Here is an 11,435-nt window from a genome sequence, read left to right on the forward strand (position 1 = left end):
CTGCAGGGGGGACCCTGTGGGAGAGTAGGACGCCGCCGAACAATCATTGTGGGAAAGCCCCGCACCAGTCATGGTGCGGGGCTTTTCTGCGTTTACGGCCTGCGGGCGTGCGCCGGGTGCTCTAGGGTTTCCGTTGGAGGACACGATGACAGCACAGCACACCGAGGCTGATGGCCCTCTCATCCCTCAGCCCGCCATGACCCGTGAGGCACTTCGAGACGCTGTCCGACGCTTGGACATGCGGAACCTTGCGGAGTTCGACATGGACTGCCACGAGGCGTTCGACCGTGCGGCCGAGACCGGAGCGATCAATCCGCTCAGGTTCTTTTTGATCAAGTGGGCCACCCATGTCGCCATTCAGAGGTGGCCGGCCAGAGCTGAGGCGCTGACAGAGGCACAGCGGCTGGCCGGAGATCCGACGATCGAGAACGAGCAAGGCTGGGCCTGGGAGTGCGACCCGAGCCGGATCTGGGTCCTCGGCGACATGGCTGAGCGCGTGAACCTCTAAAGGCGGCCCGCTGCCTTGAGGGCCAGGTAGGTGTCCGCCAGGGTCGGGGCCAGGGTGTCCGGGGTGGCGTCGACGACGTGGACGCCGTGGCGGGAGAGCTGGTCGGCCGTGCGGCGGCGCTGGGTTTGGGTCTGGGTCGCGGCGGCGGCCTCGTAGACCGCTTCCACGGAACCGCGGGAGGCGGCCATCGACGCGATGTGCGGGTCGGCGACCGAGGCCAGGACCACCGTGTGGCGCTGGGTGAGGCGGGGGAGCAGCGGGAGCAGGCCCTCTTCCACCGGGGCCGCGTCCAGGCTCGTCAGGAGGACCACCAGGGAGCGGCGCGGGGCGCTGCGGAGGATGGTGGAGACCAGGCCGCGGGAGTCCGTCTCGACCAGTTCCGGTTCGAGGCCGGCCATGGTGTTCACGAACGCCGGGAGGACGTCCGCGGCCGCGCGGCCCTGGACCAGGGCGCGGGTGCGGCGGTCGTGGGCCAGGAGGTCCACGCGGTCGCCCGCGCGGGTGGCGAGGGCGGCCAGGAGCAGGGCGGCGTCCATGGCGGAGTCCAGGCGGGGGGCGTCGCCGACGCGGCCGGCGGAGGTGCGGCCGGTGTCGAGGCAGATCAGGATGTGCCGGTCGCGTTCCGGGCGCCAGGTGCGGACGGCCACGCCGTGCCGGCGGGCGGTGGCCCGCCAGTCGATGGAGCGGGTGTCGTCGCCGGGGACGTAGTCGCGGAGGCTGTCGAACTCGGTGCCCTCACCGCGTGTCAGGAGGCTGGTGCGGCCGTCCAGTTCGCGCAGGCGCGCGAGGCGGGACGGGAGGTGCTTGCGGCTGGCGAACGGCGGCAGGACCCGGACCGTCCAGGGGACGGTGTGGGAGCCCTGGCGGGCGAAGAGGCCGAGCGGCCCGTAGGAGCGGATGGTGACGCGGTCGGCGCGGCGGTCGCCGCGCCGGGTGGGGCGCAGGCGGGTGGTGAGGCGGCGGCGTTCCCCGGCGGGGACGGTGACCTCGTGGCGGGAGGCGGCGGTTTCGGTGCCGGGTTGCCAGCTGCTGGGCGGCCAGGCGTCGCGGACGCGGGCGCGCAGCGGGCGGGCGGCGGGGTTGGTGAGGGTCAGGTGCACGTCGGCGCTCTCGCCGAGGCGGGCCGAGGTGTCGCCGGAGCGGGTCAGGCGCAGGGAGCGGACGGGCGCCGCGAGGGCGTAGTCGAGCGCGCAGGCCAGGCCGAGGGTGCCGTTGACGGCGAGGAGGCCCGTCCAGCTCGGTTCGAGGAGGCCGATCGGGAGGCTGCCGAGGGCCGCCAGGAGGGCGGCGCGTCCGGTGAGGGCCATCAGCGGGGGACGGGGACGTGGGTGAGGATCGCCGAGATGACGGAGTCGGCGGTGACGCCCTCCATCTCGGCTTCGGGGCGGAGCTGGACCCGGTGGCGCAGGGTCGGCAGGGCGAGGGCCTTGACGTCGTCGGGGGTGACGTAGTCGCGGCCGGTGAGCCAGGCCCAGGCGCGGGAGGTGGCCAGCAGGGCGGTGGCGCCGCGCGGGGAGACGCCGAGGGTGAGGGAGGGCGATTCGCGGGTGGCTCGGCAGATGTCGACGACGTAGCCGGTGATCTCGGGGGAGACGGTGACGCGGGTGACGGCTTCGCGGGCGGCTTCGAGTTCCTTCGCACCGGCGACCGGGCGGATGCCGGCGGCCTGGAGGTCGCGGGGGTTGAAGCCGGCGGCGTGCCGGGTCAGGACGCCGATCTCGTCCTCGCGGGAGGGGAGGGGCACGTTGAGCTTGAGGAGGAAGCGGTCGAGCTGGGCTTCGGGGAGCGGGTAGGTGCCCTCGTACTCGACGGGGTTCATGGTCGCGGCGACGAGGAAGGGGTCGGGGAGCTTGCGGGGGGTGCCGTCGACGGTGACCTGGCGCTCCTCCATGGCCTCCAGGAGGGAGGACTGGGTCTTGGGGGGCGTGCGGTTGATCTCGTCGGCGAGGAGGAGGTTGGTGAAGACGGGGCCGTCCTGGAAGGAGAACTCGGCGGTGCGGGCGTCGTAGACCAGAGAGCCCGTCACGTCACTGGGCATCAGGTCGGGGGTGAACTGGACGCGCTTGGTGTCGAGTTCGAGGGAGGCGGCGAGGGCGCGGACCAGGAGGGTCTTGGCGACGCCGGGGACGCCTTCGAGGAGGACGTGGCCGCGGCACAGGAGGGCGACGACGAGACCGGTGACGGCGGAGTCCTGGCCGACCACGGCCTTTCCGATCTCGGTGCGGAGCGCTTCCAGGGAGGAGCGGGCGCTGTCCGTGGTGGCCGTCATGAGGTGCGGACCTCTCTTTCGAGGGCGTCGAGGTGGTCGGCGAGCGCGACGAGTGCCGCGTCGTCGGCGGGAGTGGGGCCGAAGAGCAGGGTGGTGACGTCGTGTCCGGTGCCGGTGCCGGTGCCGGGGGGCTGGGGGAGGTGGGCGGAGACGGCGGCGGTCAGGGCCACCGGGTCGTGGGCCCGTGCGGGCGGTACGCCGACCAGGGCGGCGAGGCGTTCGCGGGCGGCGCCGCGCAGTACGGCGGCGGCGCGGTCGCGGGCGGCGGCCTTGCGGTAGAGGCGGGCGCGGCCTTCGGTGGTCTCGGAGGCGCGGATGGCGACGGGCAGGTCCTCGGTGACGAGGGGGCCGAGGCGGCGGGCCCGCCAGAGGGCGGCGAGCGCGGCGGCCGCGAACAGTTGGAGCAGGGCCCAGTACCAGCCGGAGGGGACGAGGTCGAGGAGGCTCTTGTCCGGGGCGGGGCCGTCGGCCGGCATGTCGGCGAGGGTGGGCAGGTACCAGACGAGTTCGGGGCGCGAGCCGAGGAGTTGGAGGGCGAGGGAGGCGTTGCCCTCTTCGGCGAGGTGGCGGTTGCGCAGGAGGCGGTCGGAGCCGAGGAGGACGGTGTCGCCGCCCCGGGTGGTGCCGGGCAGGACCAGGAGGGTGGGGTGGCCGTCGCTGGGGTAGCAGCCGGTGGCTCCGGGGAGGGCGGTGGTGTAGCGCAGGCCGTCGCCGGTGCCGGCGCGGCCGGCGGTGGTGGCGGTGGGCAGGGCGCAGCCGGGGTCGAGGTCGCGCCGGCGGGCGAAGCCCTCGGTTCGGGCGGCCGGGGCCAGTTCGGTGAGGGAACCGGAGGTGGGGGCGACGAGGAGGGTGCGGCCGCCGGAGAGGTCCATGGCGGAGCGGATGGCGCTGCGCTGGGGCGCGCCGAGCAGGTCGGGGTCGGTGACGAGGAGGGTGGTGCGGGGGCCGGCCGCGGCGGCGGCCTCCTCGGCGTTGGTGACGACGCGGGTGGTGACGCCGCGTTCCCCGAGGAGCCGGGCGAGGGCGCGGCTGCCGTCGCGGTCGGCGGAGCGGGGGTCGAGGCGGCCGTGGTGGTCGCCGGCCTGGAGTCCGGCGAGGGCGACGGCGGCGACGAGCAGCAGGGCGAGCGCGAGGAGCGGCCCGCGGGCCCTGGCCCAGAGCTGGGCGGGGGTGAGGGCGCGGGAGGTGACGGCCCGGCCGTCGCCCCGGCGGGGGGTGTCGGCGTGTGCCGGGGTGGCGGTGGCCGGTTCCGGGTGCGCCCGGTCGGCGACGGGCTGGGGTCCGGTCGGGGCCTGGCGCGGGGCTGGGCCGGGCTCGTGGGTACCGGGGCGTGCCGGGGTGGGAGCGGCGGTTGGTCCGGCGGGGGCTGCGCTTCGCGCCGGGCCGGGGGTGTCGGCGTGTGCCGGGGCGGCGGTGGGCGGTTCCGGGCGCGTCGGGTCGGCGACGGGCCGGGGTCCGGCCGGGGCCTGTCGCCGGGCTGGGCCGGGCTCGGGGGCACCGGCGGGTGCCGGGGTGGGAGCGGCCGGTCCGGCGGGGGCGGGGGTGTCGGCGTGTGCCGGGGTGGCGGCGGGCGTGCCGGCCGTGTCCGGCGCCGTCGGCGCGGTGCGGCCGGGGTCGGAGGTGTGTCGGCCGGGCTCGGCGTCGGGGTCGCGCGGGGTGCCGGACTGTGGGGTGGCGTGGTCGGCGCCGGGGCCGACCGGGGTGGCGGCCGGTGGGTTGGTGCGGTCGCCGGGGTCGCCAGGGTCGCCCGGGGTGGCGGCCGGTGGGGTGGTGTGGGCGGCGGGGGTGTTCGGCGGCTTGGTGGGGTCCGCGGGGGTGGAGGGGTTCTGGGGGCCGGTCATGGGGTGGTTTCCGTCAGGAGCGGCTTCGTGCGGTCCAAGGTGAGGTCGAGGGCGCGCAGGCGGGCGTAGGTGGCGGGGTCGGCGGTGCGGCCGCCGTAGGTGACGTCGTCGAAGGTGCGGGCCGCGGCGCGGAGGTCCTCGGCGTGGGCCGGGAGGGAGCGGGCGGCTTCGGCGGCGGCCTCGTCGGCGGTGCGGCCGGGGCGGGGGTCGAGGAGGGTGCGTTCCTCCAGGGAGCGGACGACGGCCCGCATCCGTTCCTGGACGGCTTCGTTCCAGCGGCCGGCGGCGGCGTGGGCCTCGGCGGCCGCGCGGTGGTCGGCGGCGCTGCGGGGGCCCTCGTCGAAGAGGGCGGCGGCGCTGCGGGCGGCGCGGCGGGGGGTGCCCAGGCGCCACCACAGGGCGGCGACGGCCAGGATCACGAGCAGCACGATGACGAACAGGCCGACGCCGCCTCCGGGGGTGGCGCCGGAGGCGCGGTCGAAGAAGTCGCCCAACCACTGCCAGAAGCGGTCCAGGGCGCGCTGGAGGAGCCCCGGGTCGTCCTGGTGGTAGACGGGCTTGGCCAGCTCGCGTTCGGCCGCCTCGCGGGCGGCCTCGCGTCCGGTGGTGAGCGGCGGTGTGTCGCCGCCGGTGATGGTGATGAGTCCCCCCGTGCTCATGCGGCGCGTCAGCCTCCGGTGGGGGCCGTGGTGCCGGTGCCGTCGTAGCCCTCGACGCCGGCGGCGCGGGCGAGCTCCAGGTCGAGCGCCTCGCGGCGGATGCGCTGGTCGATGTAGAGGAGGGTGGTGACGCCCGTCTGCATGGGGGCGGTGACGGCGGCTCCGACGACGGCGCCGATGCCCATGACGATCAGGAAGGTCCATTCGCGGGAGGCGGAGCCGTCGGCGAAGCTGCTGAGGCCGCCGGGGGCCAGGACCGCGGTGATGGCGGCGAAGGGGATGAGGATCACGGCGGCGGTGATGGTCCGCATGATCCAGGCGAGCAGGCTGATGCCGAAGACCCGCCACCAGGAGCCCTTGACCAGCTTGGCGGAGCGCTTGAGGGCGGCGACGGGTGTGCCGCGTTCCAGCATCAGGGCGGGCGGGGCCAGCGCGAAGGTCACGTAGAACCAGGCCAGGAGCACGAACGAGCCGAGCATGCCGAGGACGGTCAGGGCGGCGCTGCCGAGGAGGATGCCGGGCAGGACCGGGAGCACGCCGGCGGCGAGGGCGCCGAGGAGGAGCAGGCCGGTGAGGGCGAGCATGCGCGGGGCCAGGGGGCGTACGGCCTTGAGGGTGGAGCCGGGGGTGGAGGCCTGGCCGAGGACGGCGCGGCTGACGACGGGGGCCAGCAGGGCGGTCAGCAGGACCAGCCCGAGGATTTCGAGGTAGTACTCGAAGCCGTAGAGGGGTCCGGCGTCGCCCAGGGCGCGCAGGGTCTCCGCCGGGTCGGCGGAGGAGCCGGCGTCGGGGACCGTGATGCTGTCCATGGTGAGGCGCTGGACGGCGACGAGGGCGATCTGCGACAGGGCGGCGATGACGAGGCTGACGGAGAGCACGGAACGCCAGTGGCCGCGCAGGGTGGCGACGGCGCCGTCCAGTATCTCGCCGAGGGCGAGGGGGCGCAGCGGGATCACGCCGGGCTTGGCGGCGGGCGGCGGGCCGCCCCAGCCGCCGCCGGGGTTCCCGTAGGCGTACGGGGCGGCGGGCTTCTGCTGTCCGGGCTGTCCGGGCCGGCCGGCCGGGGAGGGGTAGGAGCCCCAGCCGGCGCCCTGGCGGGGCTGCTGCGGCGGGGTCTGGCCGGCGGGGCTGTCCCACTGGCCCGGCGGGGGCTGGGCGGCGGACCACTTGGAACCCTGGTCGGAGCCTTCCGCGGGCGGCTGCTGAGCGGCGTCGGGGCCCTGGCCGTCGGACGGGGATCCGGGCGCGGCCCAGCCCGGAGAGTCGTTCATCGTCGCTCCTTCACGTGCACCTGCCGCGGCGGGCGCGCTGGTCGGCTGTCATCGTGCCATGGGGAAGCCCGGGAGCGACCGGCCGTCCCCCTCGGATCCCGGTCCGCTGTTCCCTTCAATTGTCGCGCGGATCCGGGGCAGACTGGTCGTCCTGATCACCACGCAGGTCCGAGGGGCGATTTCCAGCCCTTTTGGCTGTGGGACAGCTCACCGCCAGGTAACGATTAGCTAATGGGATGATGTCAACCATGAAGGGACGCGTCCTCGTCGTCGACGACGACACCGCGCTGGCCGAGATGCTCGGCATTGTGCTGCGTGGAGAAGGTTTTGAGCCGTCGTTCGTAGCGGACGGTGACAAGGCACTGGCTGCCTTCCGGGAGGCCAAGCCGGACCTGGTGCTGCTCGACCTCATGCTGCCCGGGCGGGACGGCATAGAGGTGTGCAGGCTGATCCGCGCCGAGTCGGGCGTGCCGATCGTCATGCTCACCGCCAAGAGCGACACGGTCGACGTGGTCGTCGGCCTGGAGTCCGGTGCCGACGACTACATCGTCAAGCCGTTCAAGCCCAAGGAGCTGGTCGCCCGCATCCGGGCGCGCCTGCGCCGCTCGGAGGAGCCGGCGCCCGAGCAGCTCGCCATCGGTGACCTGGTCATCGACGTGGCGGGGCACTCGGTCAAGCGCGAGGGCACCTCCATCGCCCTGACCCCGCTCGAGTTCGACCTGCTGGTCGCCCTCGCGCGCAAGCCCTGGCAGGTCTTCACCCGTGAGGTGCTCCTGGAGCAGGTCTGGGGCTACCGGCACGCGGCCGACACCCGCCTGGTCAACGTGCACGTGCAGCGGCTGCGCTCCAAGGTCGAGAAGGACCCCGAGCGCCCCGAGATCGTCGTGACGGTGCGCGGTGTCGGCTACAAGGCCGGACCCAGCTGACGTGCAGCCCGGCAAGGCCCGGAGCGGCTCCCGCCGGGGGGCCCTGCGGGGCGGCGGGCAGCTCCGTCACATCGCCGACGGGGCGCCGGGCGGCCCCCTGCTGCGGCTGTGCGTACGCCTCGTGCGCCGGCCGCTGCTCCCGGCTGTCCGCATATGGCGGCGCAACATCCAGCTCCGGGTGGTCGCGGCGACCCTGCTGATGTCGCTGGCCGTGGTCCTCGCGCTCGGCTTCGTCGTCATCGCCCAGGTCAGCAAGGGCCTCCTCGACGCCAAGGAGGAGGCCGCGCAGAGCCAGGCCGCCGGCGGGTTCGCGGTCGCACAGGAGAAGGCCAACACCCCCTCCGCCTCGGACGCGGCCGAAGCCGCCGACAACAAGGTCGGCCGTGACGCCAGCACCTGGATGAACTCGCTCGTCAAGCAGCTCGCCAGCGGCGGCCAGACCGCCTTCGAGGTGGCCGCGCTCGGCGCCGGCACGGGCGAGCAGGCCCCCACCAGCCAGGGCGTCAAGGGCGCGCGCGCCTCCGGCAACGTGGACCCGACCGCGAGCGTCCCGCTGGACCTGCGCAAGGCCGTCAACCACAACACCGGCACGTTCAAGACGTTCTCGCAGATCCGGTACACCGCCGGGACCGGCAAGCAGCCGGAGCCCGCGCTGGTCGTCGGCAAGCGGCTCACCGACATCAACGGCGACCCCTACGACCTGTACTACCTCTTCCCGCTCACCCAGGAGGAGGAGTCCCTCAACCTGATCAAGGTCACCATCGCCACGGCCGGGGTGTTCGTCGTCGTGCTGCTCGGCGCGATCGCCTGGCTCGTCGTGCGCCAGGTCGTGACGCCCGTGCGGATGGCGGCCGGGATCGCCGAGCGGCTCTCCGCCGGCCGGCTCCAGGAGCGGATGAAGGTCACCGGCGAGGACGACATCGCCCGGCTGGGCGAGGCCTTCAACAAGATGGCCCAGAACCTCCAGAACAAGATCCAGCAGCTGGAGGAGCTGTCCCGGATGCAGCGGCGGTTCGTCTCCGACGTCTCGCACGAGCTGCGCACCCCGCTGACGACCGTCCGCATGGCCGCCGACGTCATCCACGACGCCCGCGTCGACTTCGACCCGATCACGGCGCGCTCGGCGGAGCTGCTCGCCGGACAGCTCGACCGGTTCGAGTCCCTCCTCGCCGACCTGCTGGAGATCAGCCGCTTCGACGCGGGCGCCGCCGACCTGCAGGCCGAGCCCATCGACCTGCGGGACGTCGTGCGCCGCGTCATCGACGGAGCCGAGCCGCTCGCCGAGCACAAGGGCACCCGGATCCGGGTCCTCGGCGACACCCAGCCCGTCATCGCCGAGGCCGACGCCCGGCGCGTCGAGCGGGTGCTGCGCAACCTCGTCGTCAACGCCGTCGAGCACGGCGAGGGGCGCGACGTCGTGGTCCGCCTCGCCTCCGCCGGCGGGGCCGTCGCCGTCGCCGTCCGCGACTACGGCGTCGGCCTCAAGCCCGGCGAGGCCACCCGCGTCTTCAACCGCTTCTGGCGCGCCGACCCCGCCCGCGCCCGCACCACCGGCGGTACGGGCCTGGGCCTGTCCATCGCCGTCGAGGACGCCCGGCTGCACGGCGGCTGGCTCCAGGCCTGGGGCGAGCCCGGCGGCGGCTCCCAGTTCCGCCTCACCCTGCCCCGCACCGCCGACGAGCCGCTGCGCGGATCGCCGATCCCGCTGGAGCCCGAGGACTCCCGGTCCAACCGGGCCAGGGCCGCCGCCGAGGCCGCCGGACGCACCGCCGCCGCGGGCCCCGGGGGCCGCCCCGACGCGCGTGCCGAGCGGGCCGACCGCGACCCGATACCGCCCCGGCCGGCGGTCACCACCGCCCTGCCGGTGCCCGCCGACCCGACGGCACTGCCCGGCAACGGCGCCCGCGTCGTGGCCCGGCCCGCCGACCAGGGCCCAGCACAGGAGGATGGAACCGGTGGAGCACGCTGAGCGCGGCGGGCGGGCACGGCCGGCCCCGCGGGCCCCGAAGGCCCCGCACGCGCGGCTGAGGGGCGCCCGCGCGTTCCTGGCCCTGGGGGCCGTCGGGCTGCTCCTCGCCGGCTGCGCCTCCATGCCCGACCGCGGCGAGATCCGCCGGGTGGAGGCCTCGCAGGGCGTCGACTCCCAGGTCCGCGTCTTCGGCGTGCCCCCGGCCGACAAGGCCAGCCCGGCCGAGATCGTCGACGGCTTCCTGGAGGCCATGACCGGCGACGACCCGCAGCTCGCCACCGCCCGCAAGTACCTCACCGACGACGCCGCCAAGAGCTGGAAGCCCTCCTCGGCCGTCACCGTGCTCTCCTCCGGCCTCGACCGCGTGCCCGTGCAGGGCGAGAAGGACCCCGACGGGCCCCGCTGGAAGATCACCGGCAAGAAGCTCGCCACCGTCGACGAACGCAGCGCCTACCAGCCGGAGACCGCCGGCAGCCGCTACGAGGAGTACCTCCAGCTGGTCCAGGTCAAGGGGCAGTGGCGGATCGCCACCCCGCCCAGCAGCCTCGTGCTCGGCGAGTCGGACTTCCAGCGGATCTACAAGCCCGTCAACAAGTACTACTTCGCGGGCAACACGCTCGTCGCCGACCCGGTGTACGTGCGCCAGCGCAGCGACCCGGACTCGCGGATGGACCCCACCACCCTCACCGTGCAGTCGCTGCTGGCCGGCCCCTCCAAGTGGCTCGGCCCCGTGGCCTCCACGGCGTTCCCGACCGGCGCCGGGCTGCGCGAGGGCACCAAGTCCCTCGCCTACGACGGCCAGAACACCCTGCGCGTCCCGCTCAACGGGGCCGGGGAGAACGTCGCCCAGCCGCAGTGCCAGAAGATGGCCACCCAACTCCTGTACACCGTCCGGGACCTGACGACCTCCCGGCTGGACCGGGTGGAACTGCTGAAGTCCGACGGCAAGTCCTCGCTGTGCTGGGTGACCGGCTCCACCGCCGCCGGCATCGCGAACCGGCCGATGCCGCCGCAGCACCAGTACTACGTGGACAAGGACGGCAGGCTCGTCCGGATGGTCCTCAACCCGGGCGCCGACGAGCAGCAGCTGGACAAGCCCGAGCCGGCCCCCGGGCCGCTGGCCACCGCCGCCGGGTTCAAGGTGGGCTCGGCCGCCGTGACGTACGACGAGAAGCGGGCCGCGGTCGTCTCCGAGGACGGGCACGGGCTGTACGTGGTCACGCTGACCACCGCCGGGGCCATGCCGCAGCCGCTGCTCAGCAGCCGGGCCGGCAAGTTCACCGCGCCCAGCTGGGACGCCCAGGGCGACCTGTGGATCGCCGACCAGGACCCGCAGACCCAGGGCCTGTGGCGGGTGCCCGGCGGGACCGGCACCCCGCAGAAGGTGGACGTCGCCGGGCTGGACGGGATGCGGATCAGCGGGCTGAAGGCCTCCTCCGACGGGGTGCGCATCGCGCTGCTCGTCGAACGGGACGGCGGCCGCAAGAACCTCTACATCGGGCGGATCGAGCGGCCCGAGGGCAAGGCGGACCCCGCGAAGGTGTCGGTGCGCGAGCTGCGCCCGGCCGCCCCGCAGATGGCCGAGGTGACGGCGATGAGCTGGGCGCCGCGGGGCCGGCTGCTGGTGGTGGGCCGGGAGAGCGGCGGCGTCGACCAGGCCCGCTACATGCTGGCCGACGGGTCGATGGTCGCGGCGAGCCTGCCCGGGGCGACCGGCCTGAGCGCGATCGCCGCCTCCGAGGACGAGTCGAAGCCCGTGGTGGCCTCCTCCACCGAGGACGGTATCGTGTGGCTGCCGCCGGGCGCGCAGTGGCGTACCGCGGCGGCGGGCGGCCGGGCGCCGGTCTACCCCGGCTGAGGCGGTTTTCCACAGGGGTCGCGCCCTGCCCGGAGTCCGGGCAGGGTGGACGCGTGCGGGGGTGGTGGCAGGAGCTGGCCGGGCTGGTGCTGCCCGCCGCCTGCGCGGGCTGCGGGGCCGCGCGCTCGCTGCTG

At 74.9% G+C, this 11,435-nt stretch carries 9 protein-coding genes and 1 pseudogene; 5 read left to right on the forward strand and 5 right to left on the reverse strand.

The window, feature by feature from the left end; all coding sequences use genetic code 11:
* The first annotated feature begins 196 nt into the window (after positions 1-196).
* Positions 197-508, forward strand: coding sequence for a hypothetical protein (locus ACFVXK_RS28085; RefSeq protein WP_389616607.1), 312 nt, complete (start codon positions 197-199; stop codon positions 506-508).
* Here the strand turns inward: ACFVXK_RS28085 and ACFVXK_RS28090 are convergent.
* The 5 genes from ACFVXK_RS28090 to ACFVXK_RS28110 are packed head-to-tail and all read right to left on the reverse strand — an operon-like array spanning position 505 to position 6,548.
* Positions 505-1,815: a DUF58 domain-containing protein gene (locus tag ACFVXK_RS28090; protein WP_389616565.1), complete on the reverse strand. Its 1,311-nt coding sequence runs from the start codon at positions 1,813-1,815 to the stop codon at positions 505-507. The two genes, ACFVXK_RS28085 and ACFVXK_RS28090, sit on opposite strands and share 4 nt — an antisense overlap.
* On the reverse strand, positions 1,815-2,777 hold the full coding sequence (locus ACFVXK_RS28095; protein WP_389616568.1) for an AAA family ATPase: 963 nt from the start codon (positions 2,775-2,777) through the stop codon (positions 1,815-1,817). Before ACFVXK_RS28095 ends, ACFVXK_RS28090 begins: the two co-directional genes overlap by 1 nt.
* Entirely contained in the window at positions 2,774-4,618 is a 1,845-nt protein-coding gene (locus ACFVXK_RS28100) for a DUF4350 domain-containing protein (protein WP_389616571.1), read from the reverse strand. Before ACFVXK_RS28100 ends, ACFVXK_RS28095 begins: the two co-directional genes overlap by 4 nt.
* Positions 4,615-5,277, reverse strand: a complete 663-nt coding sequence (locus ACFVXK_RS28105) for a DUF4129 domain-containing protein (protein ID WP_389616574.1) — start codon at positions 5,275-5,277, stop codon at positions 4,615-4,617. Before ACFVXK_RS28105 ends, ACFVXK_RS28100 begins: the two co-directional genes overlap by 4 nt.
* An 8-nt stretch (positions 5,278-5,285) precedes the next feature.
* Positions 5,286-6,548: a hypothetical protein gene (locus ACFVXK_RS28110; protein ID WP_389616577.1), complete on the reverse strand. Its 1,263-nt coding sequence runs from the start codon at positions 6,546-6,548 to the stop codon at positions 5,286-5,288.
* A gap of 236 nt (positions 6,549-6,784) precedes the next feature.
* On the opposite strand from ACFVXK_RS28110, the gene mtrA reads away from it, so the two are divergent.
* From mtrA to ACFVXK_RS28130, 4 genes and pseudogenes are all read left to right on the forward strand, one after another.
* Positions 6,785-7,474 (forward strand): two-component system response regulator MtrA, encoded by a 690-nt coding sequence (gene mtrA / locus ACFVXK_RS28115; RefSeq protein ID WP_187344141.1) that lies wholly within the window; start codon positions 6,785-6,787, stop codon positions 7,472-7,474.
* Position 7,475: 1 nt separating this feature from the next.
* A complete protein-coding gene (gene mtrB / locus ACFVXK_RS28120; RefSeq protein WP_389616580.1) occupies positions 7,476-9,443 on the forward strand; it encodes an MtrAB system histidine kinase MtrB in 1,968 nt (655 codons plus the stop codon).
* Positions 9,430-11,301 (forward strand): LpqB family beta-propeller domain-containing protein, encoded by a 1,872-nt coding sequence (locus tag ACFVXK_RS28125; RefSeq protein ID WP_389616583.1) that lies wholly within the window; start codon positions 9,430-9,432, stop codon positions 11,299-11,301. The genes mtrB and ACFVXK_RS28125 overlap by 14 nt, the downstream gene beginning before the upstream one ends.
* A 53-nt stretch (positions 11,302-11,354) precedes the next feature.
* Positions 11,355-11,435: pseudogene (locus ACFVXK_RS28130) on the forward strand (ComF family protein); the annotation flags it as partial.

Source organism: Streptomyces sp. NPDC058157 (assembly GCF_042884105.1).
Lineage (GTDB): Bacteria > Actinomycetota > Actinomycetes > Streptomycetales > Streptomycetaceae > Streptomyces.

What these genes read in the sequence shown, in the direction of transcription:
- ACFVXK_RS28085 (WP_389616607.1), top strand. Translation starts at nt 197, where the DNA reads ATGACCCGTGAGGCACTTCGAGACGCTGTCCGACGCTTGGACATGCGG.
- ACFVXK_RS28090 (WP_389616565.1), bottom strand. Translation starts at nt 1,815, where the DNA reads ATGGCCCTCACCGGACGCGCCGCCCTCCTGGCGGCCCTCGGCAGCCTC.
- ACFVXK_RS28095 (WP_389616568.1), bottom strand. Translation starts at nt 2,777, where the DNA reads ATGACGGCCACCACGGACAGCGCCCGCTCCTCCCTGGAAGCGCTCCGC.
- ACFVXK_RS28100 (WP_389616571.1), bottom strand. Translation starts at nt 4,618, where the DNA reads ATGACCGGCCCCCAGAACCCCTCCACCCCCGCGGACCCCACCAAGCCG.
- ACFVXK_RS28105 (WP_389616574.1), bottom strand. Translation starts at nt 5,277, where the DNA reads ATGAGCACGGGGGGACTCATCACCATCACCGGCGGCGACACACCGCCG.
- ACFVXK_RS28110 (WP_389616577.1), bottom strand. Translation starts at nt 6,548, where the DNA reads ATGAACGACTCTCCGGGCTGGGCCGCGCCCGGATCCCCGTCCGACGGC.
- mtrA (WP_187344141.1), top strand. Translation starts at nt 6,785, where the DNA reads ATGATGTCAACCATGAAGGGACGCGTCCTCGTCGTCGACGACGACACC.